The sequence below is a fragment of the Streptococcus infantis genome, from assembly GCF_047464215.1.
GTDB lineage: Bacteria > Bacillota > Bacilli > Lactobacillales > Streptococcaceae > Streptococcus > Streptococcus infantis_P.
On the sequence record NZ_JASHCG010000002.1, the window covers coordinates 34,539 to 55,951 of the forward strand.

The window sequence follows — 21,413 nt, forward strand, 5'->3', positions numbered from 1 at the left end:
TTTCTCACCTCCTTTCTCTCTACTTGAAGAAGCTCATAACGTCCTGGTTCTTACCAAGATTAGCAAGAGCCTGAATACAAGCAAAAACGCTGGCATCGAACAAGTCAATTCTTGCAGTACCACCGTCACCATCTAATTTTTCATATTGCACAGCATCGTCCACCTTTTCAATCGCTCTAACATTGCTCACACAGTATTCGTAAGCATCAGAATGAAGATAGTAAAACTCTTTATTCTTAACTTTGAACTCAATCCGTCTGAATCCCTCTGATTTCAGGTAAAAAAGCTGAGGTTGGTCAATCATCTTGAACCGAGCTTGTTTCATTTTTGTCAGGAACTCACGACCAAACTTCCTATCCATTCCGACAGCGGCAATCTTGAACCCTTTCTCCCTCATCTTGATGAACCATTTAACAATATCATCATAGAGGACGGTCGGAGTGTTGCTCATGGTCAACCAACCATCAGATTGCCACCCAAAGAGTGGAATCCCGTCATCATTGGCTTTCTTCTGAGCGTTGACACGAGGAAAGAAAGCGTGTGTGATACAAATATCAACATCTTTTTCTCCATCGTGGTAGACACCATAGAGAGCAGCAGCTGTCAAGTCGTGCAACCTTGACAAGTCAGCCCCACCATACCACTGAATAGGCAAGCGTGCCAGTTCCTCTAAGGTCCAATCGTATTGACTGTCTGAAGCGATGAACTCATCAGGATTGAAATAAGCATTCATTGAGTTTGTAAAGACATTCAAAGTCTTGTTGAAAAACTCATTTCTTGTCTGTGGATCATTCATAGCTTGCTCTGCTTCCGCTCTCAAAGCAGGCATGGACACCGTGACACCCCAAGACGGATTTGCCATCTTCAAAACATTATCATCAAGATAATCACCAACATCGCCATCCGTTGTCTGATTGGCTTTACAAATAAAGATAAATAAAGCCTCATCCTGTACCAACTGCTTGAGCACTTTCTGACAGTATTTCAAGCGATTAGCAAGAAAGCCTGTTGGAATATCCCCCGCCGTAGAGATAACAAAAAGCATACTGTTACGGTATGCTGACATTGTTTTCTTCATAAGACCATACTTCTTAGAATTTCGCATGGTGTGAGCTTCATCAATGACCGTGACATTGCCATTGAGAGAGTCCAAACGACTCTCATCGTTGGCCAAGGCCTGAATATAGAATGACCCATCATCTCCAAAATTAGCTGTGATAGAGTGTTCTTGGTTATTGTCCTTGATACGAATAGATTTGTCATTCCATCGTTCCACGTTGAACTTGATGAAATTAAAGGCTTCCAGTGCTTGCTTGACAGAGTTGGCCACGATATAGCATTTTGAACCACTATCAGCATCCAAAATCTGATAAAGCAGAGCAATAGCAGCAGTAAAACTGGTCTTGCCGTTTTTCCGTGCCAGCATTATCAAGGCTTCCTTGAACCTACGCTCGTTCGTACCAGCGTGATAGAACCCAAAGAGATTGACAACCGTGAAATGTTGCCACGGTTGCAAAATCAAAGGCTTGTTACGGATAGACATGGCAAACATGTCATCTCCTTGCTGATGAACAATTGAGTTCTCGATGAAGTGAACAGCAAAATCCACTATATCCTCATCAAGCTCATATGCTGGATTTTCCAAATCCCTCAAAAAGCGTTCAGCAGCCAAAATCCGTTCTTCGTTATGTTCCTCTTGATAGCTCAGGACATAATCAACATAGGCTTTAGCTTTTCCAAGATTGGTTGTAGCGTGGCGAAAATCGGCAAAACGTTTTTCAAAGTCTTTATCCATCTTTCACCCGCTTCTTTTTCAGTTCATTCTTGAATTTCATGACTTCTGTGAGTGGTGAGCCTTTATCCTGTTCCACTACCTCACCGAGTGACTTCGGATTCATCATCAACTGATTAGAGTAGCTGAGAATGTCTTTCCTCAAAATTTCCATCGCTGTCAAGATTGGAACTTTGCGCTCATTTTCAGCACCAGCCTTATTGACGTAAGTATCTGTTACTGGATAACCCATATCAGCATAATCTTGAGCAAGTTTCTGATACTGATATAGCATTCCTACAAAAATATCAATGATCATCTCAAATTCTTTTCGATAAGTGCCTAAGTCTTTCATCTGCTTGACCACTTTTGACTTAATAGACTTCGCTGTAATTGGTTTAGCCAAAAACTACCTCCTTTCGTCAAAATCGCTTAGTTTTTACCCCCTTTTTGTTTGAAGGTCCCTGACTTGGAAAAAGTTCCCTTCACCGGTACCCTACTGGCCAAAATGATTTTTTAAAAAGAGGGGGGGGACTAAAAATTTTCATTTTTCATTTTTGAAAAAATTTAAAAATTCTTTTTTTCTCTTTTTCTGCCAGTACAAGCCTTGGTTGATTACTCTATCGTTCACTCTATCATGAAACGTATTGTGTTTCTTATTCGTCAACGGCAAACAATTCCATTCAACGAATTCAAGTTCAGGATATTCAGATACAGGAAAGATATGGTGAACCATTTCTGCTTGAACAGAAATTCCGTAACGCAAACTTTCTTGACAAAGATAATCATGCTTACGCATTATCCTATCACGGAACTTCTCCCACTTCTTAGACTTCAAGGATGGTCTGATAGGTTTGTTGTACATGGCAAACCTCCTTTCCAATACTAAAAGGGACAGGCCAGTGACCTATCCCCTCTCATACAAGAAAACCATGTTACCATAATAAACCTTTTTTTGTGAGACTTCAAGATGTCTTTTGTCTCATTTTATTTTGTTTATAAAATCATAGGCCAATACAAAAACAAATACGAGTGGTAAGAAAAGAAATATCAATCCATTCTCAACTAACTTTAATACATCACTTTTCCCCCAATCAAAAATAACGACTAAAAAAATTAAGGTTAAAAAATAGACAACTAGATATCCTAAAAATAATCCCAATGTTTCATCCTCCAACTATACCAATTTTACCTCTCACTTTCACATATCTTATATTTTGTTAAACTCCACTTGATTCTCAAATCCTTACAGCTCCTAGCTTTTCGTGTCTTTGATTTTTTCAGTTTATGCTTAACTCATTATGTGAAAGTAATATCTAAAAAATTAAATGACAAAGTTCCGTAAAGCATCATCAAGCTCTGCTTGTTCTATTCCTATGTATCTCAGGGTGATTGCAGGTGATGAGTGATTGAACATTTTCTGTAATGTCCCTACGTCCTTTGTCTTGTTGTAATATTTATAGCCGAACGTCTTGCGCATTGTGTGTGTACCAACATTATCAATGCCTAGTTCTTCAGCTGCTTCATGTATGATTTGATAAGCTCTCTCACGAGTGATCGCTTTATTCTGACCTTGTCTACTCTTGAATAAGAAATGATGAAATGGTTTGCCTTCAACGTATCTCCTCATTTCTTTCTTGAGTTCTTTTGTCATCCGTCTTGTTATCTGCTTGCCAGTCTTTCGTTCTCTCAGTTTGATGTGCCAGCCTTGAACATCTTTAACTTTCAAGGTAAGTATATCTCCGACTCGCAAACCAGTATTCAGGCCTGTAATGAATAGCATATAGTACATCTCATTCCACTCTTTGAGATAATCTTTCATTGCCTGAATATCATCATTATCTTTTATCGGTGATACAAATTCCATGTTCTACCTCCTTTCCCAAAACAAAAAGCCAGCATTTGCTGACTCTTGACGATACTTCTGTTGGACAACTTTTCTTACTAGAATTAAGGATGACTCCTAAAGTGTGATGTGTGTTTTTGTTTCAGAAGTTCATGCTATCATAATAAACCTTTTTTTGTGAGACTTCAAGATATCTTTTGTCTCATTCTTGTTTACAACTCACCTTTCAGTATAGCGTACTGTTCTAAGATAATCCTCCTCCTTCTATAAATTGTGGCTTTGCTCATGAATTTCTGTTCTGCTATTTCTTCCCATCTCAGTTGAGGATATCTCCAGCGCAGATTAAAGATTTCCTTATCTTCATCAACTAGATTAATCAAGAGTTTGTTAATAATAGCTTTGAACCCTTCGAGAAATTTTAAGGTTGGATCATCCGCTATTCTGATTGCAATGGTTTCGGTAGGTTTGCTTATTCCTACGCTGGGCCCACTTTGAGAATCTGGATTTCGGGTTTCTAGTTCTAGCCTTCTCAAATCTATTGTACGTTGAACGTTTTGAAATTTGAAAAGTTCTCTGTCTAATGTTTTGAGGTCTTCGTCGCTTAATTTCTTCAATTCCTACCTCCTGACCTATTTTGATTATTACCCAATTGATAATTTTTACTCATGATTTGTAATCACACCACCTGCTCCATTGACAGTAACCCAGCCATGCTTCTCTCTGGCTTCTGCTTCTTTCATCCGGATAAGGTTGTCTGTGATTGAGTCTGACTTAGCTTTGTTAGCTTTAGCTTCTCCTTCTGCTTTGATGATACCAGCATCCGCTTCAGCTTGTGCTTGAACCTTCTTAGTATCCGCTTCGACCTTAGCTTTTTCCTGTTCTTGTCTAGCTGTGTCAATTTCCTTCTGTTTGACAGATTCAGATTTGATTGCTGCTTCAATCTCATCTCCTGCATCCTGATCAGTTATTGTGAATGAAACAAATTCAAGATCATAAGATTCAAATTTTTCTTTTAGCGCCTTGTCAATCTCTTCATAAACTTCTGTCCGTTTATTTCCAAGAATGTCGTAGATGTCATAATTCCCAGTAACTGACTCGATAGCTCTCTGTACTGCCGGAGCAATTACGCTCTCATTAACATTCTCCAACTTCGTGTAGTTTGAAAATATCGTCATAGCCTTTTCTTTATTAACGCGATATTTCACATCGATGTTAGTGTTCAACCATTGACCATCTTTGGTCTGAGTTGTGATTTTTTCCATCGTCTTCGTCTGAACTGAAGTCGAAAGAGTATAGACGGTATCGATGAAAGGAATTTTAAGATGATAGCCTGTTTGTAGGGTATTTTCTTGAACACCTCCGATCGCACTGACCTTTACTCCAACCGTATTAGCTGGGATGCGCTTCACGGCCGTGAGACGAAAAATTCCAAGTGAAGTAATAGCAACAACCGTGATGATGCCACCTTTTGCAAGTTTCGTAAGTTTAGTTTTTCCTGTTTCGTTATCGTATTGTGTAAACATTGTTTTTACTCCTTTTTAAATCATTTTTCCTTCAAATACTAATGTAATCGTCCCTGTCCCGTCTCTATGATTAGAGACCAGCGCTCGACAATCTGAACCATATTCAACACCATCAATAGTGATGCTATGCTTTATTTTGTCAACGTTGATGATGGATCCATTTGATGTCTTAATTCTCATGTTCCACCTCCTCAATCTCAATCCCTTCACAATCGAACACCCAGCCAAAGCCAGCTTCTTCTAGTTCTTTGCGGGTAACTTTATAATTCCCAGCTGTTATATCTTGACTAAAATAAAGAATACTCCCTGATTGCGATTTGACCAAAGGCTGCCTATTTTTTAAAGTCACCACATACTGGTTCTCTTCCTCGACCTCGTAGCCATTCACCCAAGCTTCTGCAAAAATATTCACATTCTTTAATTCCAACCAATCTTTCACTCTTCCATTCGGAGCCATTTCGATTGCTCCTCTGATGTTGTAAGTTGTTTCTCTAGCTTCCTCAATCCAATCCGCCACAAACTGCGGAATAGTGACTTTCTTTGGTTCGTCTAGTTGTTCCAAATCTTGTAAAAATTTCTGACAAGCTACTTTTGCTCCGATATCGAATAAACCATCTTCGTATTTTTTATATTTCTCAATCAATTCCTGTACGTTCATTAAAATTCCTCGCTTTCAATTTTTCTGATATCAACAACCTCTTCAAGATGTTCTCTTAAACACCACTTGTTTTTTATACACTCTCTAATAAAATTGTTTTTATAAAAACAATGTTCTATGTAAGCAATTGGGAATAATAAGGCAATAAATGGCGCACACACAAGTAGAGACAAATAAATTGCTACTCTTCCAAATTTTGAATCAGCAATATACTCGTAAAACTCAATAGGCCCGTTTATTTTTCGCAAGTGCCTGATAAAAATAATATAATTTTTTCTTTTCATCCTTCACACCTCCTACGCTGATTTTTATACTAATTTCGTTTGCTTCATCCATTCATTGGCTATGTCCCAGACTTCAGCTGGTACATCTTTGTTATACTTGCCACGAAATTGGGCTATCTTCCCCTGCCTTACTTCGAGTGTGTAAAGAGGTTTTTTAGGTTGATTTGACAGGCGGACAAACACTATTAAGGTATTGCCTTTAAAATGCTTGTCTGTGTATGAGCTTACGCAATGATGTAATTTCTTGCCCTCATAGATCAGCTCAGCCACTTTTCTTGGGACATGGAATGCGTATCCATTGATTGTCTTATCCATTCCTTCTCTAAGTTTAAACTCAGCTTCAAGTTGCTTGCGTTTCTTCTTATCTTCCAGTTTTTGTTTTTCTTCGACGAATTGATTGTATAATCCGACTGTGTGATTATGCATGGCCGTGAAATCCTTTGGCACAAGCATAGCATCACCTTCAGGCTCAATGCCCATTTCTCGTAGCATCTTGAGATAGTCAAGATATTCATTGAATTCAATGTGATTCTTGATAATCCAATTTTGAAACTTATTGATCCCGACACCTTTCGGTATATGCTTGATATCATGGTAAGTCAGATAAGACTCAATGCCAGGCACCAGTTGGCCGTTCCGTTCTTTTAATCGACGGCTCAACTCAAATTCATTAAAACTACGATTTGAATTCTTGAAAAATTGTTTATTCTTCTGAAGCCATCTGCGATTCAAGGTTCGCATATCTACGTTTTTGGTGAATCCAGTGTAATCTGGATTCATGATTTCGTTGGCCAATTTGTAAGCATGAATTTTCTGAGCAAATTCAATTTCAAACTTGTATTTGTAAAGCCGTTCTATTTCCCAATAGCAAATATTCCCGAACTTCAAATATTTGAGTTCAGATACCTTTTTAAGTTTTTCAACCCAGTTGTTTGGATAGAATTTATTACCTGTATAATATCCTCCGCTAAAGAAATTAGCGAAAAGATACGGATAAAATTGTCCGTTGTAATCTTGGCCAATCTTCACATGTTTGTCATTTTCGAATCGCTCTAGATTAGTAAGTTGCAAATCGATAAACTGTTTCCCTTCAACCAACTTCGACCAAAATACATAAGATTGAATCTCGATACGTTTCGAAGTGCTGAGAATGATAGAGAAAAAATAAGCCTTGTCATAAAAAGTGAGCCGTGACGACTTTGTCAGTCGTTTCTCGATACAATGGCCAAGGTTTAAATCTGAAGCGATTATAGTCTTGTCCTTATTGGTCCATTTGTACGTTGTAATTTGCGAATAGCACCAGCTCCAGAAGTCTGCAGGTGGTTTCAATCGTCTATCGGCTTCTCGCTTGCATTGTTCATGTTTCATTCATCCAAGAAATCGAAAATGCTCATTTGCTTTTCGACTACTCCTTTCTCTTTTTTAATTTTAGGTTTCATGATGATATCATCATCTGGACCAGCGCCTTTCCTAATTTTGGCGACATCAACCTTTTCTTCAGGAGAAGCCTGAGATTTGTCTTCCTTTTTCTTCTTGACGGGCTCAACAGGCACCTGCTTGATGTTAGAATTTGAGATAAAGTACTCTCTAACCCATCTGAAGACAGTAGCATCATCAATACAAGCGACTCCGTTTTCAGCAAATTTACGAGCTTTTTCTTTAGCATTGCTTAAAGCACACTTCAGAGAGTATCGCTCTTTTAAGATTCCTTTAAATAATTCCTCATCCTCCTGATCGCATATCCAGTTATGAACACGGTCAAGTGCGGTATCATGTGGTTGATTTAATTCCTCCAGCAACTTCGCCAGGGCTTTTTCTTTGATTTCATTCATATCATTTTCCAAAAAATGCGACTGCCTTTGTGAATTTGGCTAAATACGGGCAGCCGCTCGTCCAAGGTCACATAACCTTTACTGACACATTCCTAGCTCGCTTTTAACGTGGTTCGCGGCACGTTGATTTTGTCGCTAAGTAATAGCAATCTACAGCACCATAATCAAAACGTACATCATCTTTTCCGATGTGTTTTTTGAATCTTGGTCTGGTAATACCTGAGAAAGCCCATTGATGGTCTTTCATCCGTTCGATAAGTTCATCCACATTGTTAAAACTTCCAAGAAAAAACCTGCAGTGCCCATTGTAGACAAAATAGAGATTTAATAACAAGGTATCCCACCTCTCTAAAAATAATCTTTCCTTTTATTTTTCAAGTCATTAAATACCATCAGATGATCATTGTCTACACCCTTCATCAACCGACTCATAAACGGCCGACCGTATCGCTTCTGGATTTTTTCAGCAGTCAGGTTGGTTGTTACGATTGTGTTGGCTCTTTTATTCAAGATGTTATAAAGAATACTGAATGACCACTCGCTGTCCTTTTCCATACCAAGATCATCCAAAACCAAGAACCTTGCACTAGCGATTTTATTGACCAGGAACTCTTCCTGACTAAAGTCCGTCTTAATTTTCATCAGTAAGTCAGTGACATTGATAAAGATAGCAATTTCTTTTGTAGCTTCTGATAAAGCTTTCATAATGGCAAAAGCAAGATGGCTTTTACCCGTTCCAGCTTCGCCTTGAAAAACAACATTGTTTCTCGCTCCACCTGCCCACTCTCTACAAATTTTTTTGGCAAACTTCAATTTTTCAGCCTCTTTTTCAGTCGGCGTGTCAAAGTTATCAAGAGTAGCATTTTTCAGGACATCATCATAGAGAGAGAATCTCTCAAGATAGAACTTCCGCTCTCGTTCATGCTCAGCGTCAGCCAACTCATTGACCTTTATTTGATTCTCTGCATGGATCCGTTCCGATTCACATAAGCGACAAAGGACGTCATTTGTCCGGAGGATTTTGATTAAGGGAATCCCATGCTTTTCGCAAATTTCAGCCTGTTGTTCAGTATTCCTATTATAAGATAAGGCCATCTCCTCGAGTGCATCAGTTACCATGATACCTTGCCCCCACAAGCTTTCCAGCTAGCCATATCTGACAAGCAAGCAGTAACGGTAGAAAGAGGTTGTTTTATAAGCAAAGATTTCTTTTCCTCGCTGATAGGATAAAATTCCTCTTCAAATTGCTTGATAAGTTCTAAAATCCCCATTCGTCTGACATCTCCTTACCTGATTTTTTCTCCTTATGTTGCTTTTCTGATTGTCGAACTTGTTCAACTGTCGTCACTTGATTCAGTTGCCAATTCCTTAAAATTCCACCAATGTACTTGATGTTAGGCTTGCCTAAATTGATTGCTGTCTTCAATGCTTCCTTCACTAACTCAGCATCATTTTCATTTAGCAGATGGTTGATTTCTTCGATTTCAAAACCTGATAGTAATCTACGGAACTCAGATTGGAATAATTCAAGGATATTTTCGTTACTACTAGTAGTAGTAGTAGTATTCTCATCCTTATCTTTATCTTTTCTTATCTTATTCTTATCTTCTTCTAGTGCGTTACCGTCCGTTACTGTAACGTTACATGTAACGTTACCGAGAGCAAGATTTTTCTGTTTCTCTCGGTGTCTTGCCACACGATTCCGTGTTTGTTCCTTGATTCTTTCCATGCCATCAATATTTTGATGTTTTTCCCAATTTGGCAAAGTAATGACACCGTCAATAATCTCAATCATCCCAAATTGCTCAAAGACTCCCAGGGCCATTCTGACAGTGTTTAGAGGCCTTTGAAAAATTGTAGCAAGCATTTCATCAGTGTAATGAACCTTATCTGACATCATCAAAAGCCCGTTGCGATTATGTTTGCCAGCGAGAGCTAGGATTTTAAACCATATAACTAAAATGGCATCATGGTCTGGTAGTGCATCAATAAGACGTATTTTTTCATCGTCAAAAATGTCCGTCGTAATCTTAATCCATTTAATTTCTGACATATTTCCTCCTTGGAAGCATCATGCCCTAGCTCCCCATTTTCGTTGATTTCTCCGAAAATCAACGGTCATTTCTTTGTACAGCAAGCGCCCATTTTCTTCTAAAAGATTCGCATTTTGTTTTCGTAGAAGATCATTGTTACTTGCTTCTTCCTGGTAGTCGCTAGCCAGTCTGTCATAATCTTCGATGCATTCTCTAAAACTATGAGGTACGTCCTCAATCGTTGAAGGAAGTCCGACAGGTGGTTGGGAATCATAGGTGAATCCCCTATCACAGTTTTTCAAGTTTCTTCTTGCAACCTCTCTGAAATCTTCAGCTTCTTCAATGATGATCACTGTTTTTTGTTCAGCTTCTTCTTCATTTTTAGCAGTCAGTAGCATCAAGATAAAGAACCCGATAAAGATTGCCACTAAGCCAATCAATTGGCTTGATAAAGTTGGTTCTGTCATTTTTTCTTCCTTCTCCTTCTAAATCACTAAGTGCGACTGCACAAAGTTATCCAATTCATTTCTGTCAATTCTTTTAGTTCCGTCTATCTTATATAGATTCAAACCCATTCTTAACCATTTTCTGATAGTGTTAGCACTACAGTCGGCATAATTAGCCGCGCTTTCGATAGAGAGCCATCGTTTTTCTGTTGTCTCATGCTCTAACAATTCTTCGAATGATTCTTTAAATTGATTTCTTACAACTGAACGGATACTATTTTCAAATTCTTCGCTAAGAATATTCACAGCAGCCTCCTTATGTGTTATAATTTGATTAGTTAATTTTTCTAAGCGCCTGACATTGTTAGGTGCTTTTTTTGTTTATACAATATTACTTTCCATCGCCCTGAGTTCAATCTCATGGCTGACTTGTTTTAATAGCTTCTCACACGCTATTTTTGCCTCTCTGTACGTTGTAGATTCGCTGATGAAGTAATCAGCAAGTTCAATGACTTTATCTTCCATTCAACCTCCTATATCAGTCTCAAGACTGATGAAATTCCCTCCTAATTTGCTATAATAACCTTGACTAGGACCTCTCACTGTTTTAGTCAAAATTTCAACAGAAAGGAGAATACTATGGAATTGATTATTAATACTGGGATCCCTGAAGATCAGGTAACAAAGGTTGTTCACGAAAAAGGTCCCGGACATGTGTATGTTGAATTGCTCTACCCAAACGGTCTAACAGTAAACTGCGAAATGTTTCCAGATGGGACAATTGACGTAGATAGTAATAAACCGCTTCGTCTTGAACCAGACGGAACTTATACACCAGTAATGGACTGACCTTTAATAGTAATCTTACTGCTACTGAAGGTGATACTTGAACCATCTAATTTAATATTTCCTGCCTTGATGTCAATGCTGTTTATAGCTTGTCTTTCAAGGTTTTTTCTTTTCCCACTATACGGATATCGGTTTGGTTTCATTTCTTCCCTCCCTATGCTTGACTAAATGCGTTCAGCTCCATGATTTTCATTTTTGTATTGGTGCTCGGCTCCCAAGTCATCCAATAAGCGAGGGCTGCTTCTGCAAATTTCTTTGGTAGCAAGTCATAGCGACTGATATTGAAATGATCTTTGAAATCAATCTCTGCTTGCCTGAAGACAGATTGAGCGAAGATTTTATCAGCATAAGCTGGACTATCAATACCGCCAAGGCAAGCCACGACACGAGCCTTGCGCTTCTTCAGGAGCGATTGAGCATAGCTCGGATGAATCGGTTGCTCACTCTTGAGATAGTCAATATCTTCCAACATGGTCGCCTGCTGTTCACGCAACTTCTTCTGACCAGTAAACAGAGCAATAAAGGCATCCTCATCCAAGTCCTCTCGGATAAATCCGCCTTGTTTTCGAATAGCTGGCAAAACCTCTGATGTCACCCAGCGCTTAAACTCTTTCGCTTGTGGTAACTTGCTGGATAAGATAAGAGAGTAGAGACCAGATTCGTTGATAATGATAGTATTTTGTGTTCGACCTAAATTGTCGGTGAGTCCGTATTTCACGGAGTCATCTTCATCAACGTGCCGAGAAATTGCATCCAGAGGTTTAGCATACCCCAAAATATCTGCAACATCTTTCCCAACGAACCAAGGCTCGTCATCAATTGTCAAAGTACGGACTTCCTGCCCGTGAAAATTAAAAATTTCGTTCATAGTATTCCTTTCTAAATTGGTATAATGTAAATAAAACTCGCCAAAATTATTTAAGTAAAGTATTTTTAAACGACTGTTTGACGGATACTATATGAGGCGCTTCACGGTTATTTATATAATCAACCTGAATAAGTGTCTCTGGCACTTCATCTTTCTTTGTTTCCCAAATTATCTTGATACCTTGAAGACCAATATCTTCTGCTTGAAAATCAATCCCGTTCAAAATAACTCGTGGCATGCTAGAGTCGCTATCTATCTTAATTTCTAAATTTTGAATTGGTAGTAAATTTTTTGATAGGTCTCTCATCATCCCTCTTTCCTTTCTTTAATTTGTTTAATTTGTTAAACATTTGTTTTAAAAAAAATCTTTTACTTGCTTATTAAAAACTACTGCTAATTTTTGAAGTGTTCTAATTTTTACTGTTGACGACTGACCTGATTCAATCAGATGTATTGTTGTTCGAGAAACATTTGACTTCTCTGCGAGTTCCTCTTGAGACATTTTCTCTGTCTCACGCCATTTTTTTAAACGTTCTCCTTGCACGTTCCTACCTCCTTATCTAAATTCATCTAAGCTGACTTCCAGTGCATCAGCAATTTTGCACATATTAGGCCAAGAAAGGTATTTTACCTTTCCGCTTTTCAAGTCAGAAAAGAAACTTCTATTAACTCCAGCCATCTTTGATAATTGATTGCCGTTCAAATTTCTTTCCTGCATAATTCTGTTTAATTGTTCCCACATGTTACACCTCCAAAAACACTATATGTTGTTAAACAAATATATTTAATTACAATATGTTGTGTTTTTCTGCTATCTATGTTATAATCATTCTTGACTAAGACCTCTCCCGTTTTAGTCAAAATTTCAACAGAAAGGAGAATGATATGAGTAAAAACTTAATCAAACCAGGAACTGACAATCAACCAGCAGGGACTTACCAAGAAGTGGGCCCTCGTGGCGGACAAGTTTCTGGCGGTCGTGTAATCCATATCGACCAAGGTGATAGATTACCACCTACTCAAGAACCCGGACGAAACTGGGTTAAACAATAATCTAATCACTCTACGCATCTAAACAGATGCGTTTTTTTGATAAGTAAAAACTTTTTCCGAAAACATCAATTTGAAACCATGCTTCTGCATAGTATCGCCCATTTTCTTTATACTTTGTAATATAATGATGAAGCATTTTATTTTCTTCTTCTCCTTTCTCTCTTTTTCGCTCTATGAGCAATAACTAGGAGAGGAATCGCACCCCTCTACGCTACCCTAGCTTGTTTAGCTTCTTCAACCTTTTCAAGAACTAAGATTGTAAGAGCCATTTCCTGAAAGTCTTTGTCGTCAAATCCGATGACATCGCCGTAAACTCTGATGGCTGTTAGTAGTGTGTTGTACAATGCGTACATATCATCTGACGATAATTTTTCACGGTCAAGTATTTCTCCAAGTTTCAATGAGCGTTCTCTACGGTTCTTAACTTGTAAGATTTCTTTTGCTAGTGCGATTTGTTCTTGTGTTGTCAATTCTTTAGTCATTGTTTTTCTCCTATTTGTTATTTCCTTAAGCTTGATTATAGTTTAACACGTTAAACATAAAATGTCAAGTGTGTTAAACAAAAAAATTTACTTTTTTTATTTAAAGATGTATAATAGATTAAACAATATATAGGAAGGAGTTTTTTATGAAGTTAGGAGAATTACTAAAATCGTATAGAACAGAGCATAAGTTATCGATGGATGCTTTTTGCGAATTATCCGATTTAACAAAGGGATACATTTCCATGCTTGAAAAGAATGAACATCCGAAGTCAAAAAAGCCTATTATTCCATCTTATGAGACAATAGAAAAAATTGCAAAAGGCATGCAAATTTCTGTAGAATCTTTAATTAATATGCTTGATGATGATCAGGAAATTCAAATCAATTCTACTCCTGCTCGACTAAAATCCATAGCACCCTCCATCTCTCTCCCGAACGCTTCAGATTTGCTCACACAGCAGATTACGGACAAGGTGGTACAATTAACTACCCCAAATAAAAAAATCGTGCTACGGACGTCTGAGGAGCTTCTGGAGAGTCAAAAAAACGAAGAAGAAACGAAGATAAACGAAGTATCAGAAGTCATTCAGCTCTACAGTTACGACTACTACGACCACCCAGCTTCTGCAGGTACAGGCCAGTATTTGAACGATGTACGAGTGGAGCGGATTGAGTTGCCAGTAGATATCGATGCCGATTTTGTCATCCCAATCAAAGGGGACTCCATGGAGCCAGACTATCACGATGGTGACCTGGTATTCATTCAGACCAGCGTGGACTTGAATGACGGTGTTATCGGAGTATTTAACTATAACGGCGATGCTTATATCAAGCAGCTTGTCATTGACAAAGAACAGGCATACCTACATAGTCTAAACCCAGCGTACAAGGATATGCCAATCACACCAGAGACAGACTTCCGAATTATCGGTGAAGTCGTGGATTTGTATAGGGAGGGATAATATGAGTAGTGAAAGCAGACCCATGGAAGTGATTAAACACAACCTAGATTGTCAATGTCATAGACGAAGAGAGTGGATTAGAGTCAATGATAAGTGGCATGCTATCGAGTTTTCGGTAGACGATCCAAACGAACCTCCTATGACCGAGGAAGAAAAAGCCAACGTAGCCTTAATTATTCAACAACACTTATCAAAAAAATCCGAATAACAAAAGACTCTATAAAGACGCTCTGAAGAGACTTGACGTTCCTACAGAGTTTGATTACTTAAATACTACAATCTAAAAACTGTGACAAATGAAATCATGGTTCAAGAGGAATACTTAGCATTAGTAAATTAAAAAAGGAGAATATCCATGAAAAAACTACTAACTACAACAACTATCTTACTTTCTGCTACTGTTTTAGTAGCATGTTCTAATAATCAGTCAACTTCAAAAGATAATACTGAGCAACCTAAAACGGAGCAAAAAAACACTACTTCAACAGATACAAAAGCCAAAGTAGATAACAGCAAATATGATGAGTTAATCTCTGAAATCAAATCAAAATTAGATCCTGAATCAACTGGAGCAATAAGCGTAAAAATTCAAAATAATGTAGTCAATTCAGACTCATCTGAACCACATGATACTATCATAATTTTGATAACTGGAACGGCTAAAGATAAGGCCAAAGAAGCTCTAGGTGCAGTCCAATCAAATTCCGCTACTACTGATCAGAAAAATGCAATCACTTTGCTTCGTATGTCTATTTCTGAATTTGCTAAAAAGCTACCCGACGAGAATGCTACTCTTTCCCTCGGTTACGAAAAATCTGCTGACCAATACGACCTAATCGCTAAATCTTCAAAACAGAAAGATATTATTCCTGTTGGCGAAATCATCGTAGAATAAAAAAATCCCCACACTCTCCGACCGCCATCTTTGAGTGTGAGGAAATTCTGGATAGTAAAAGGCATTAAAAAGCCCTTTTTACTATACCCATTTTATCAGGAAATGAGGTAAAAATCAATGATTGGAAAATACCAAAAAAACGGAGTCACTGCTTACTATTTTAAGGCTTATCACGGATTAGATCCGTTGACTAACAAGAAGATTCAAACCTTCCGTCGTGGCTTTAAAACAGAACGTGAGGCAAGACTTGCTGAAGCAAAGTGCCTGACTGACTATGAAAAAAAGACATTCAGAGCAAAGAACACCACTACAACTACCTTCCTACAAGTCTATGAGATTTGGAAGGACCATTATAAAAACACTGTTAAAGAGTCAACCTACGTAAGCCAGACTAGCATTGCCGACCGTCATATCTTGCCGATTTTTGGAGATAAAGCTATAAACAAGATTACTATGACTATGTGTCAAACTCAAGTTAATAAGTGGGCAGACGAATACAAAAGATTTTTTGGAATCATCAGCATCGCAAATCAAATCTTTGACTACGCTATTTCGATGGAGTTGATTGAAACGAATCCAATGAGAAAGACACTGAAGCCTAAACGACAAAAAAATAATACAGATGAACTTGAAAAGTTCTACAACAAAGAAGAACTTAAGGAATTTTTCAAAATCGTTAAAGGCTTCGACGATGCTGAAATGCTGACGTATTTTAGATTACTAGCTTTTACCGGAATGCGAAAAAATGAAATCAGCGCTCTAAGATGGTCTGATATCGATTTAAAAAAAGGACAGATTACTGTCAATCAAACCTTGGCCAAGGGTGAAGATAATAAACTTATCTTTCAGACTCCAAAGACAAAAAAGAGTGCCCGGACAATTACTCTGGATTCGAAAACAATCAAGGTTTTAAAAGATTGGCACAAATATAGTACGAAAGGACTTCTTTTTAAAAATGAGAATGGAGATCCTAAGAGTGTTGTCCATGTCAACAATATGTTGAACAGAATCTGGAGGAAGCATCCTGATTTCAAACGAATCACACCTCATGGGTTTAGGCATACACACTGCTCACTACTCTTCGAAGCTGGTGCTACTATCAAGGAAGTCCAGGAAAGACTCGGTCATGAGAATATCCAAACCACTATGGACATCTATGCTCACGTCACTCAAAAAGCAAAGGATGAAGTAGCTGACAAATTCGCTTCTTACATTGGTTTTTAAAATATGGGTATCAGCGTGGGTATCAAAACAAAAAAACAGGCTCTCCGAAAACTCGGAAAGCCTCATTTAATGCTACTTAGAGCGATTATTTTGCGATTGGGTAAACAGAAACTTGTTTTTTATCGCGACCTTTACGTTCAAAGCGTACTACGCCCTCAACTTTAGCGAACAAAGTATCGTCTCCACCACGTCCAACGTTTACACCTGGATAGATGTGTGTACCACGTTGACGGTAAAGGATAGATCCACCTGTTACAGTTTGTCCGTCAGCTGCTTTAGCTCCAAGACGTTTCGCTTGTGAATCACGTCCGTTTGATGTAGAACCTCCACCTTTTTTGTGGGCGAAAAGTTGCATGTTAGTAAGAGTCATTTTTAACATAATGTTTTCCTCCGTGTTAGTTTTCTGTGATAACTCTGGTTTGGACGAACTCAGAAGAGTCCTCCGATAAGTTTGCCATTCCTAAGAAAAATGATTCAAAGAATAACTGAGTCATTTCTCTCTGATGTGAAGGGATATCTTTAGGAATTTCCACCATTAGATAACCATCTTCATCTTCGTTTAATTGTAAGATTGGTTCATAGCCTGCAAATTTCTCAATAGAATTGACAAAGTTAGTGGCAAGCGTAGAAACCGATGCACACACGACGTCAAAGCCGTTTTCGCCAATTTTGGCGTGTCCAGTAATCTCCGCACTCCTCAGCTCGCCATCTTCGGCTCTCTCAAAGACTGCTTGTATCATGTGTTCTCCTTAAAATTAAGCGTTGATTGCGTTGATGACAACTTTAGTATATGGTTGACGGTGACCTTGTTTACGGTGGCTACCTTTTTTAGGTTTGTACTTGTAAGTAACAACTTTCTTTTGTTTTCCTTGTTTTTCAACAGTTCCAACTACAGTAGCTCCAGCAACAAGTGGAGTTCCGACAACAGTGTTTTCACCACCAACAAGAACAACTTCGTTAAAAGTAACTTCTTGACCAGCTTCAACGTTCAATTTTTCAACGTAAACTGCTTGACCAACTTCAACTTTAACTTGTTTTCCGCCAGTTTTGATAATTGCGTATGTGCTCATTATGCACCTCCTATGATTTTTTGGGTTTCCCCGTATTTTTGTGAAGACTCGCCTAGCATCGTGGGACGAACCACTTACACTTGAAAATCAAGCAACGATGTTCGTGCGGTTGCACAGGACTGTGCATAGTCAACTCTACAAGTATAGCATGATTCCTATTTTTTGACAAGCATTTATCATCAAAATTAAGCTTTTTCTCCGACTTTTTTCCTCCAATTAGCAAAAAGCATACTTAGATAAAAAATACTCATCATGATTGGAATTCCTAAAATTGTTTTTTCTTCATAAAAAATACTTAGATAAGCTGAGACAACAACTCCAAGAACAAAACTCGATAGCAAACTAACAAAGATTAGACCTTCTCGCAAAAAGGGAGTATGTTTGGTTCGAACATAGTCCCCGAAAGCCAACATAGTTCGTTTAATATTTCCCGTCATAAAAGCATTATTGTATGCAATTCCTGAAACTTCTCCGAATGCTGTTGTTACAAGTCCCATACAAAATGCTAACGGTGGTACTATGTATATATTATCAACCGTCAAGGGAACAAATCCTATTATCAAAGATAAAATTGCTAGTGGAATAAGGGATAGAATTGGTTTTCTTACAATCCTCAACTTTTCTTTATAGACTGTCAAAAGGAAGACACCCACCATGAAGGAAATCAAGGTCATTACCTTGGCGCTGGCATCTGAAACATTGTCCTGAATGAGACCGACGGAAAGGAAAACGACATTCCCTGTTTGACCTGCAACTAGAGTATTCCCACGTATGATAAAGGTATAGGCATCTACATAACCCGCACAAAAAGTCAAAAAAAGCGCCAATCTTTTTGAATGACGAGAAATTTTTCTCATAGGTAATAATCTCATACTACACTCCTATTTTTTCTGAATCTATTGTACCATTTTTTGAGGAAAATTCGAAGTGTCAAATAAAAGATTTGTCTCCCTTTGGCTAGTTTAGCCTATCTGTGATATAATGAAAGCAGTCATTACTTGTAGAAAAGGAGATTTCATGCTAAAACTTGGTATTATCGGTACTGGTGCAATCAGTCACCACTTTATAGAAGCTGCTCATACTAGTCAGGAATTCCAGTTAGTGGCTGTTTATTCAAGAAAGCTCACGACTGCCCAGCAATTTGCTAGTTCCTATACAAATGTTAGTCTATTTGATAATTTAGAGGATTTCTTCCAGTCTGATTTTGATATTGTCTATATCGCAAGTCCCAATTCTCTGCACTTTACTCAAGCCAAGGCCGCTTTATCTGCTGGCAAACATGTTATCCTTGAAAAACCAGCGGTGACTCAACCACAAGAATGGCAGGATTTAGTTGAAATAGCTCAAGAAAATCAATGTTTTATCTTTGAAGCAGCAAGAAACTATCATGAGGAAGCCTTCACCGTTATTAAAAACTTTTTAGCAGACAAGCAAGTTTTAGGTGCAGACCTTAACTTTGCCAAGTATTCTTCTAAGATGCCAGACCTTCTTTCTGGAAACACGCCAAATGTATTTTCAGACCATTTTGCTGGTGGGGCTCTCATGGACTTGGGAATTTATCCGATCTATGCTGCGGTTCGCTTATTTGGAAAAGCACTCGATGCAACCTATCAAGCTCAACAACTTGACAACACTATTGATCTAAACGGAGATGGTATCTTATCTTATCCCGGTTATCAAGTCCATATCAAGGCTGGTAAAAATATTACTTCTAATCTGCCTTGTGAAATATATACAACAGATGGAACCTTGACGCTCAACACTATTGAGCATGTTCGATCAGCTATTTTTACAGATCATCAAGGTAATGAAACACATCTATCTATTCAGCAGGCACCTCATACCATGACTGAGGAGGTCGCTGCTTTTGCTAACATGATCAAACAGCCAAACCTAGAACTTTACCAAGCTTGGTTGGATGATGCAACACACGTCCATAAGCTACTCTACACCATGCGCCAGACTGCTGGCATTAGATTTGAGGCAGAAAAATGAAAACCAAACTACCAACTGAATGGCTAGAACTCCTTGACCAACTCGGTTTCCAAGAATTCACCCCTATTCAAACTCAGCTTTTTGATCCGATTTTAGACGGTCAAACCCTTCTTGGAGTTAGTCCAACTGGTACAGGTAAGACTTTAGCTTATCTCCTACCAAGTCTTCTTCGTCTCCAAAAGAAAAAAGCGCAGCAACTATTGATTTTAGCGCCAAATACTGAACTGGCTGGTCAGATTTTTGAGGTAACTAAAACCTGGGGTGAAGCTATTGGCTTGACTGCTCAGCTCTTCCTTTCTGGTTCGAGTCAGAAACGTCAAATCGAACGACTGAAAAAAGGCCCAGAAATTCTGATTGGAACTCCTGGGCGTATCTTTGAACTGATTAAATTGAAGAAAATCAAGATGATGAATGTGGAAACGATCATTCTTGATGAGTTCGATCAGTTGCTAGATGATTCTCAAATTCACTTTGTTGAGAAAATCACTCACTACGCACCTCGTGACCACCAACTCATCTATATGAGTGCCACTACCAAGTTTGACCAAGATAAGATTGCGCCCAACACGCGCACCATTGACCTTTCAGATCAAAAGCTAGACAACATCCAACACTTCTACATGCAAGTAGACCAACGACACAGAGTAGATATGCTTCGTAAACTAGCACATGTCGATGACTTCCGTGGACTGGTATTCTTTAATAGTTTGTCAGACCTCGGAAGCGCTGAGGAAAAATTGCAATATCGTGATGTCCTAGCTGTTTCTCTAGCTAGCGATGTCAACGTTAAGTTCAGAAAAGTTATTCTCGAAAAATTCAAAGACAAGCAACTAACACTGCTTCTTGCAACAGACCTTCTAGCTCGTGGTATCGACATTGATAGCTTGGAATGCGTGGTTAACTTTGACGTTCCTAGAGATATGGAAACTTACACTCACCGCGCTGGCCGTACTGGACGTATGGGCAAAGAGGGCTATGTAATCACACTTGTAACGCATCCAGAAGACATCAAAAAGCTGAAGAAATTTGCAAGTGTACGTGAAATTGTCTTGAAAAATCAAGAACTGTATATCAAATAGAGGCTGGGACAAAAATCCCAACCTCATTTTTTATTAGCAAAAAAACTTTGACCTGCTAGTTGATTTGGAACTTCGAAATCGAATCTTTGACTTCCGATTTCTCCTCCACTTTTTACCCCCAGGTAATTTCTAAGCGGTAGTTCGCAAATGGAGTTCCTTCTTTGTTTTGTAGTTGATAGGCTAGTTCAATCTTTTGTTCTTCAACTTGATAATGGCTTGTTTGGATGATAAACTCCTGTATCCCCATCGGTGTAGGAATATAGGCTAAACTATCAGCTTCCTTCAGAAAACGCATGATGGTCTTAGGGTTGGAAAATCGAGACATCACCAACTCTGTATCATTAAACTTGAGTACCACTTTTTCCTTCTCCTCATTGTAAAAAAGGAGATAGGAAAAATCACCTTTCTCACGTAACTCAACGTCATAAAGTTGGTCGATCACTTCCAATTGTTCATCAAATTGGATGGTATTTCTCATTCGAATCTTCACTTCAAGTCCTCTTTCTTCACTCTTATCCTACTATTTTACCAAAAACTGTG

General features: G+C 38.4%; 37 protein-coding genes, 1 pseudogene and 1 other annotated feature. Of the genes and pseudogenes, 9 read left to right on the plus strand and 29 right to left on the minus strand.

Annotated features, from left to right (window positions below; translation table 11 throughout):
* Positions 1-19: 19 nt before the first annotated feature.
* The 18 genes from QM469_RS01245 to QM469_RS01330 form a co-directional block, all read right to left on the minus strand.
* Complete coding sequence (locus tag QM469_RS01245) at positions 20-1,795, minus strand: terminase large subunit (RefSeq protein WP_414275892.1); 1,776 nt, start codon at positions 1,793-1,795, stop codon at positions 20-22.
* Positions 1,788-2,177 carry a P27 family phage terminase small subunit gene (locus tag QM469_RS01250; RefSeq protein ID WP_414275893.1) on the minus strand — a complete coding sequence of 130 codons (390 nt, stop codon included), beginning with the start codon at positions 2,175-2,177 and terminating at the stop codon, positions 1,788-1,790. The genes QM469_RS01245 and QM469_RS01250 overlap by 8 nt, the downstream gene beginning before the upstream one ends.
* A gap of 138 nt (positions 2,178-2,315) precedes the next feature.
* Complete coding sequence (locus QM469_RS01255; RefSeq protein ID WP_000282422.1) at positions 2,316-2,636, minus strand: HNH endonuclease; 321 nt, start codon at positions 2,634-2,636, stop codon at positions 2,316-2,318.
* Positions 2,637-3,095: 459 nt separating this feature from the next.
* On the minus strand, positions 3,096-3,638 hold the full coding sequence (locus QM469_RS01260; RefSeq protein ID WP_033585091.1) for a site-specific integrase: 543 nt from the start codon (positions 3,636-3,638) through the stop codon (positions 3,096-3,098).
* Positions 3,639-3,829: 191 nt separating this feature from the next.
* The gene (locus QM469_RS01265; RefSeq protein WP_270747365.1) at positions 3,830-4,231 is read right to left on the minus strand and encodes a transcriptional regulator; all 402 of its coding nucleotides are present in this window, start codon (positions 4,229-4,231) and stop codon (positions 3,830-3,832) included.
* 45 nt (positions 4,232-4,276) lie between these two features.
* Positions 4,277-5,140: an SPFH domain-containing protein gene (locus tag QM469_RS01270; RefSeq protein WP_414275894.1), complete on the minus strand. Its 864-nt coding sequence runs from the start codon at positions 5,138-5,140 to the stop codon at positions 4,277-4,279.
* Between the two features lie 15 nt (positions 5,141-5,155).
* The gene (locus tag QM469_RS01275; RefSeq protein ID WP_414275895.1) at positions 5,156-5,320 is read right to left on the minus strand and encodes a hypothetical protein; all 165 of its coding nucleotides are present in this window, start codon (positions 5,318-5,320) and stop codon (positions 5,156-5,158) included.
* Positions 5,310-5,798 (minus strand): DUF1642 domain-containing protein, encoded by a 489-nt coding sequence (locus QM469_RS01280; RefSeq protein WP_414275896.1) that lies wholly within the window; start codon positions 5,796-5,798, stop codon positions 5,310-5,312. Before QM469_RS01280 ends, QM469_RS01275 begins: the two co-directional genes overlap by 11 nt.
* Positions 5,798-6,082 (minus strand): hypothetical protein, encoded by a 285-nt coding sequence (locus QM469_RS01285; RefSeq protein ID WP_414275897.1) that lies wholly within the window; start codon positions 6,080-6,082, stop codon positions 5,798-5,800. The genes QM469_RS01280 and QM469_RS01285 overlap by 1 nt, the downstream gene beginning before the upstream one ends.
* A gap of 24 nt (positions 6,083-6,106) precedes the next feature.
* Positions 6,107-7,450 (minus strand): PcfJ domain-containing protein, encoded by a 1,344-nt coding sequence (locus tag QM469_RS01290; protein ID WP_414275898.1) that lies wholly within the window; start codon positions 7,448-7,450, stop codon positions 6,107-6,109.
* Positions 7,447-7,914, minus strand: coding sequence for a Cas9 inhibitor AcrIIA9 family protein (locus tag QM469_RS01295; RefSeq protein WP_414275899.1), 468 nt, complete (start codon positions 7,912-7,914; stop codon positions 7,447-7,449). The genes QM469_RS01290 and QM469_RS01295 overlap by 4 nt, the downstream gene beginning before the upstream one ends.
* A gap of 103 nt (positions 7,915-8,017) precedes the next feature.
* Positions 8,018-8,248 carry a hypothetical protein gene (locus QM469_RS01300; RefSeq protein WP_414275900.1) on the minus strand — a complete coding sequence of 77 codons (231 nt, stop codon included), beginning with the start codon at positions 8,246-8,248 and terminating at the stop codon, positions 8,018-8,020.
* Positions 8,249-8,262: 14 nt separating this feature from the next.
* Positions 8,263-9,033, minus strand: coding sequence for an ATP-binding protein (locus QM469_RS01305; protein WP_414275901.1), 771 nt, complete (start codon positions 9,031-9,033; stop codon positions 8,263-8,265).
* Positions 9,027-9,185 (minus strand): hypothetical protein, encoded by a 159-nt coding sequence (locus QM469_RS01310; protein ID WP_414275902.1) that lies wholly within the window; start codon positions 9,183-9,185, stop codon positions 9,027-9,029. Before QM469_RS01310 ends, QM469_RS01305 begins: the two co-directional genes overlap by 7 nt.
* Positions 9,173-9,967: a phage replisome organizer N-terminal domain-containing protein gene (locus tag QM469_RS01315; RefSeq protein WP_414275903.1), complete on the minus strand. Its 795-nt coding sequence runs from the start codon at positions 9,965-9,967 to the stop codon at positions 9,173-9,175. Before QM469_RS01315 ends, QM469_RS01310 begins: the two co-directional genes overlap by 13 nt.
* Before the next feature lie 18 nt (positions 9,968-9,985).
* Positions 9,986-10,414, minus strand: coding sequence for a hypothetical protein (locus tag QM469_RS01320; protein ID WP_414275904.1), 429 nt, complete (start codon positions 10,412-10,414; stop codon positions 9,986-9,988).
* 18 nt (positions 10,415-10,432) lie between these two features.
* On the minus strand, positions 10,433-10,699 hold the full coding sequence (locus QM469_RS01325; RefSeq protein WP_414275905.1) for a helix-turn-helix domain-containing protein: 267 nt from the start codon (positions 10,697-10,699) through the stop codon (positions 10,433-10,435).
* A 75-nt stretch (positions 10,700-10,774) separates the two neighbouring features.
* The gene (locus tag QM469_RS01330) at positions 10,775-10,918 is read right to left on the minus strand and encodes a hypothetical protein (protein WP_414275906.1); all 144 of its coding nucleotides are present in this window, start codon (positions 10,916-10,918) and stop codon (positions 10,775-10,777) included.
* A gap of 114 nt (positions 10,919-11,032) precedes the next feature.
* Between QM469_RS01330 and QM469_RS01335 the strand changes: the two genes are divergently transcribed.
* Positions 11,033-11,242: a hypothetical protein gene (locus QM469_RS01335; protein ID WP_414275908.1), complete on the plus strand. Its 210-nt coding sequence runs from the start codon at positions 11,033-11,035 to the stop codon at positions 11,240-11,242.
* Here the strand turns inward: QM469_RS01335 and QM469_RS01340 are convergent.
* From QM469_RS01340 to QM469_RS01360, 5 genes are read right to left on the minus strand one after another with little or no spacing between them, the layout of a single operon-like run.
* Positions 11,221-11,385, minus strand: coding sequence for a hypothetical protein (locus QM469_RS01340; RefSeq protein ID WP_414275909.1), 165 nt, complete (start codon positions 11,383-11,385; stop codon positions 11,221-11,223). The two genes, QM469_RS01335 and QM469_RS01340, sit on opposite strands and share 22 nt — an antisense overlap.
* A gap of 11 nt (positions 11,386-11,396) precedes the next feature.
* Positions 11,397-12,110, minus strand: coding sequence for an ORF6C domain-containing protein (locus tag QM469_RS01345; protein WP_247939119.1), 714 nt, complete (start codon positions 12,108-12,110; stop codon positions 11,397-11,399).
* A gap of 46 nt (positions 12,111-12,156) precedes the next feature.
* Positions 12,157-12,420 (minus strand): hypothetical protein, encoded by a 264-nt coding sequence (locus tag QM469_RS01350; protein WP_414275910.1) that lies wholly within the window; start codon positions 12,418-12,420, stop codon positions 12,157-12,159.
* Positions 12,421-12,465: 45 nt separating this feature from the next.
* Positions 12,466-12,654 carry a helix-turn-helix transcriptional regulator gene (locus QM469_RS01355; RefSeq protein WP_075230977.1) on the minus strand — a complete coding sequence of 63 codons (189 nt, stop codon included), beginning with the start codon at positions 12,652-12,654 and terminating at the stop codon, positions 12,466-12,468.
* A 12-nt stretch (positions 12,655-12,666) separates the two neighbouring features.
* Positions 12,667-12,852, minus strand: coding sequence for a helix-turn-helix domain-containing protein (locus QM469_RS01360; protein WP_414275911.1), 186 nt, complete (start codon positions 12,850-12,852; stop codon positions 12,667-12,669).
* A 143-nt stretch (positions 12,853-12,995) separates the two neighbouring features.
* On the opposite strand from QM469_RS01360, the gene QM469_RS01365 reads away from it, so the two are divergent.
* Positions 12,996-13,163, plus strand: a complete 168-nt coding sequence (locus QM469_RS01365; RefSeq protein WP_414275912.1) for a YjzC family protein — start codon at positions 12,996-12,998, stop codon at positions 13,161-13,163.
* Between the two features lie 206 nt (positions 13,164-13,369).
* Here QM469_RS01365 and QM469_RS01370 read toward each other — a convergent pair whose 3' ends face one another.
* Positions 13,370-13,645, minus strand: a complete 276-nt coding sequence (locus QM469_RS01370; RefSeq protein WP_414275913.1) for a hypothetical protein — start codon at positions 13,643-13,645, stop codon at positions 13,370-13,372.
* Positions 13,646-13,791: 146 nt separating this feature from the next.
* On the opposite strand from QM469_RS01370, the gene QM469_RS01375 reads away from it, so the two are divergent.
* From QM469_RS01375 to QM469_RS01395, 5 genes and pseudogenes are all read left to right on the plus strand, one after another.
* Positions 13,792-14,610 (plus strand): helix-turn-helix domain-containing protein, encoded by an 819-nt coding sequence (locus tag QM469_RS01375; protein ID WP_414275914.1) that lies wholly within the window; start codon positions 13,792-13,794, stop codon positions 14,608-14,610.
* A gap of 1 nt (position 14,611) precedes the next feature.
* Positions 14,612-14,818: a hypothetical protein gene (locus tag QM469_RS01380; RefSeq protein ID WP_075231074.1), complete on the plus strand. Its 207-nt coding sequence runs from the start codon at positions 14,612-14,614 to the stop codon at positions 14,816-14,818.
* Positions 14,819-14,825: 7 nt separating this feature from the next.
* Positions 14,826-14,950: pseudogene (locus QM469_RS01385) on the plus strand (ImmA/IrrE family metallo-endopeptidase); the annotation flags it as partial.
* 15 nt (positions 14,951-14,965) lie between these two features.
* Positions 14,966-15,505: a hypothetical protein gene (locus tag QM469_RS01390; RefSeq protein ID WP_414275915.1), complete on the plus strand. Its 540-nt coding sequence runs from the start codon at positions 14,966-14,968 to the stop codon at positions 15,503-15,505.
* Positions 15,506-15,622: 117 nt separating this feature from the next.
* The gene (locus QM469_RS01395; protein ID WP_414275916.1) at positions 15,623-16,729 is read left to right on the plus strand and encodes a tyrosine-type recombinase/integrase; all 1,107 of its coding nucleotides are present in this window, start codon (positions 15,623-15,625) and stop codon (positions 16,727-16,729) included.
* An 85-nt stretch (positions 16,730-16,814) separates the two neighbouring features.
* Here QM469_RS01395 and rpmA read toward each other — a convergent pair whose 3' ends face one another.
* From rpmA to QM469_RS01415, 4 genes are all read right to left on the minus strand, one after another.
* On the minus strand, positions 16,815-17,108 hold the full coding sequence (gene rpmA / locus QM469_RS01400; RefSeq protein WP_075229047.1) for a 50S ribosomal protein L27: 294 nt from the start codon (positions 17,106-17,108) through the stop codon (positions 16,815-16,817).
* A gap of 16 nt (positions 17,109-17,124) precedes the next feature.
* Positions 17,125-17,469, minus strand: a complete 345-nt coding sequence (locus QM469_RS01405) for a ribosomal-processing cysteine protease Prp (protein ID WP_075229048.1) — start codon at positions 17,467-17,469, stop codon at positions 17,125-17,127.
* Positions 17,470-17,484: 15 nt separating this feature from the next.
* Complete coding sequence (gene rplU, locus QM469_RS01410; RefSeq protein WP_000109141.1) at positions 17,485-17,799, minus strand: 50S ribosomal protein L21; 315 nt, start codon at positions 17,797-17,799, stop codon at positions 17,485-17,487.
* 34 nt (positions 17,800-17,833) lie between these two features.
* Positions 17,834-17,920, minus strand: a sequence feature (ribosomal protein L21 leader region).
* Positions 17,921-17,984: 64 nt separating this feature from the next.
* The gene (locus QM469_RS01415; RefSeq protein ID WP_311523350.1) at positions 17,985-18,671 is read right to left on the minus strand and encodes a YoaK family protein; all 687 of its coding nucleotides are present in this window, start codon (positions 18,669-18,671) and stop codon (positions 17,985-17,987) included.
* A gap of 145 nt (positions 18,672-18,816) precedes the next feature.
* Between QM469_RS01415 and QM469_RS01420 the strand changes: the two genes are divergently transcribed.
* Both QM469_RS01420 and QM469_RS01425 read left to right on the plus strand, forming a co-directional pair.
* Positions 18,817-19,794: a Gfo/Idh/MocA family oxidoreductase gene (locus QM469_RS01420; protein WP_311523351.1), complete on the plus strand. Its 978-nt coding sequence runs from the start codon at positions 18,817-18,819 to the stop codon at positions 19,792-19,794.
* Positions 19,791-20,873: a DEAD/DEAH box helicase gene (locus QM469_RS01425; protein WP_371559467.1), complete on the plus strand. Its 1,083-nt coding sequence runs from the start codon at positions 19,791-19,793 to the stop codon at positions 20,871-20,873. The genes QM469_RS01420 and QM469_RS01425 overlap by 4 nt, the downstream gene beginning before the upstream one ends.
* Positions 20,874-20,985: 112 nt before the next feature.
* On the opposite strand, the gene QM469_RS01430 is transcribed toward QM469_RS01425, so the two are convergent.
* Complete coding sequence (locus tag QM469_RS01430) at positions 20,986-21,363, minus strand: DUF1934 domain-containing protein (protein WP_311523354.1); 378 nt, start codon at positions 21,361-21,363, stop codon at positions 20,986-20,988.
* Between the last annotated feature and the right edge of the window lie 50 nt (positions 21,364-21,413).

Coding starts and splice junctions, on each gene's coding strand:
- QM469_RS01245 (WP_414275892.1), bottom strand. CDS start 1,795: ATGGATAAAGACTTTGAAAAACGTTTTGCCGATTTTCGCCACGCTACA.
- QM469_RS01425 (WP_371559467.1), top strand. CDS start 19,791: ATGAAAACCAAACTACCAACTGAATGGCTAGAACTCCTTGACCAACTC.
- QM469_RS01270 (WP_414275894.1), bottom strand. CDS start 5,140: ATGTTTACACAATACGATAACGAAACAGGAAAAACTAAACTTACGAAA.
- QM469_RS01275 (WP_414275895.1), bottom strand. CDS start 5,320: ATGAGAATTAAGACATCAAATGGATCCATCATCAACGTTGACAAAATA.
- QM469_RS01260 (WP_033585091.1), bottom strand. CDS start 3,638: ATGGAATTTGTATCACCGATAAAAGATAATGATGATATTCAGGCAATG.
- QM469_RS01280 (WP_414275896.1), bottom strand. CDS start 5,798: ATGAACGTACAGGAATTGATTGAGAAATATAAAAAATACGAAGATGGT.
- QM469_RS01315 (WP_414275903.1), bottom strand. CDS start 9,967: ATGTCAGAAATTAAATGGATTAAGATTACGACGGACATTTTTGACGAT.
- QM469_RS01295 (WP_414275899.1), bottom strand. CDS start 7,914: ATGAATGAAATCAAAGAAAAAGCCCTGGCGAAGTTGCTGGAGGAATTA.
- QM469_RS01405 (WP_075229048.1), bottom strand. CDS start 17,469: ATGATACAAGCAGTCTTTGAGAGAGCCGAAGATGGCGAGCTGAGGAGT.
- QM469_RS01390 (WP_414275915.1), top strand. CDS start 14,966: ATGAAAAAACTACTAACTACAACAACTATCTTACTTTCTGCTACTGTT.
- QM469_RS01350 (WP_414275910.1), bottom strand. CDS start 12,420: ATGATGAGAGACCTATCAAAAAATTTACTACCAATTCAAAATTTAGAA.
- rpmA (WP_075229047.1), bottom strand. CDS start 17,108: ATGTTAAAAATGACTCTTACTAACATGCAACTTTTCGCCCACAAAAAA.
- QM469_RS01285 (WP_414275897.1), bottom strand. CDS start 6,082: ATGAAAAGAAAAAATTATATTATTTTTATCAGGCACTTGCGAAAAATA.
- QM469_RS01370 (WP_414275913.1), bottom strand. CDS start 13,645: ATGACTAAAGAATTGACAACACAAGAACAAATCGCACTAGCAAAAGAA.
- QM469_RS01420 (WP_311523351.1), top strand. CDS start 18,817: ATGCTAAAACTTGGTATTATCGGTACTGGTGCAATCAGTCACCACTTT.
- QM469_RS01290 (WP_414275898.1), bottom strand. CDS start 7,450: ATGAAACATGAACAATGCAAGCGAGAAGCCGATAGACGATTGAAACCA.
- rplU (WP_000109141.1), bottom strand. CDS start 17,799: ATGAGCACATACGCAATTATCAAAACTGGCGGAAAACAAGTTAAAGTT.
- QM469_RS01305 (WP_414275901.1), bottom strand. CDS start 9,033: ATGGTAACTGATGCACTCGAGGAGATGGCCTTATCTTATAATAGGAAT.
- QM469_RS01365 (WP_414275912.1), top strand. CDS start 12,996: ATGAGTAAAAACTTAATCAAACCAGGAACTGACAATCAACCAGCAGGG.
- QM469_RS01415 (WP_311523350.1), bottom strand. CDS start 18,671: ATGAGATTATTACCTATGAGAAAAATTTCTCGTCATTCAAAAAGATTG.
- QM469_RS01335 (WP_414275908.1), top strand. CDS start 11,033: ATGGAATTGATTATTAATACTGGGATCCCTGAAGATCAGGTAACAAAG.
- QM469_RS01340 (WP_414275909.1), bottom strand. CDS start 11,385: ATGAAACCAAACCGATATCCGTATAGTGGGAAAAGAAAAAACCTTGAA.
- QM469_RS01255 (WP_000282422.1), bottom strand. CDS start 2,636: ATGTACAACAAACCTATCAGACCATCCTTGAAGTCTAAGAAGTGGGAG.
- QM469_RS01345 (WP_247939119.1), bottom strand. CDS start 12,110: ATGAACGAAATTTTTAATTTTCACGGGCAGGAAGTCCGTACTTTGACA.
- QM469_RS01380 (WP_075231074.1), top strand. CDS start 14,612: ATGAGTAGTGAAAGCAGACCCATGGAAGTGATTAAACACAACCTAGAT.
- QM469_RS01360 (WP_414275911.1), bottom strand. CDS start 12,852: ATGTGGGAACAATTAAACAGAATTATGCAGGAAAGAAATTTGAACGGC.
- QM469_RS01395 (WP_414275916.1), top strand. CDS start 15,623: ATGATTGGAAAATACCAAAAAAACGGAGTCACTGCTTACTATTTTAAG.
- QM469_RS01320 (WP_414275904.1), bottom strand. CDS start 10,414: ATGACAGAACCAACTTTATCAAGCCAATTGATTGGCTTAGTGGCAATC.
- QM469_RS01310 (WP_414275902.1), bottom strand. CDS start 9,185: ATGGGGATTTTAGAACTTATCAAGCAATTTGAAGAGGAATTTTATCCT.
- QM469_RS01330 (WP_414275906.1), bottom strand. CDS start 10,918: ATGGAAGATAAAGTCATTGAACTTGCTGATTACTTCATCAGCGAATCT.
- QM469_RS01375 (WP_414275914.1), top strand. CDS start 13,792: ATGAAGTTAGGAGAATTACTAAAATCGTATAGAACAGAGCATAAGTTA.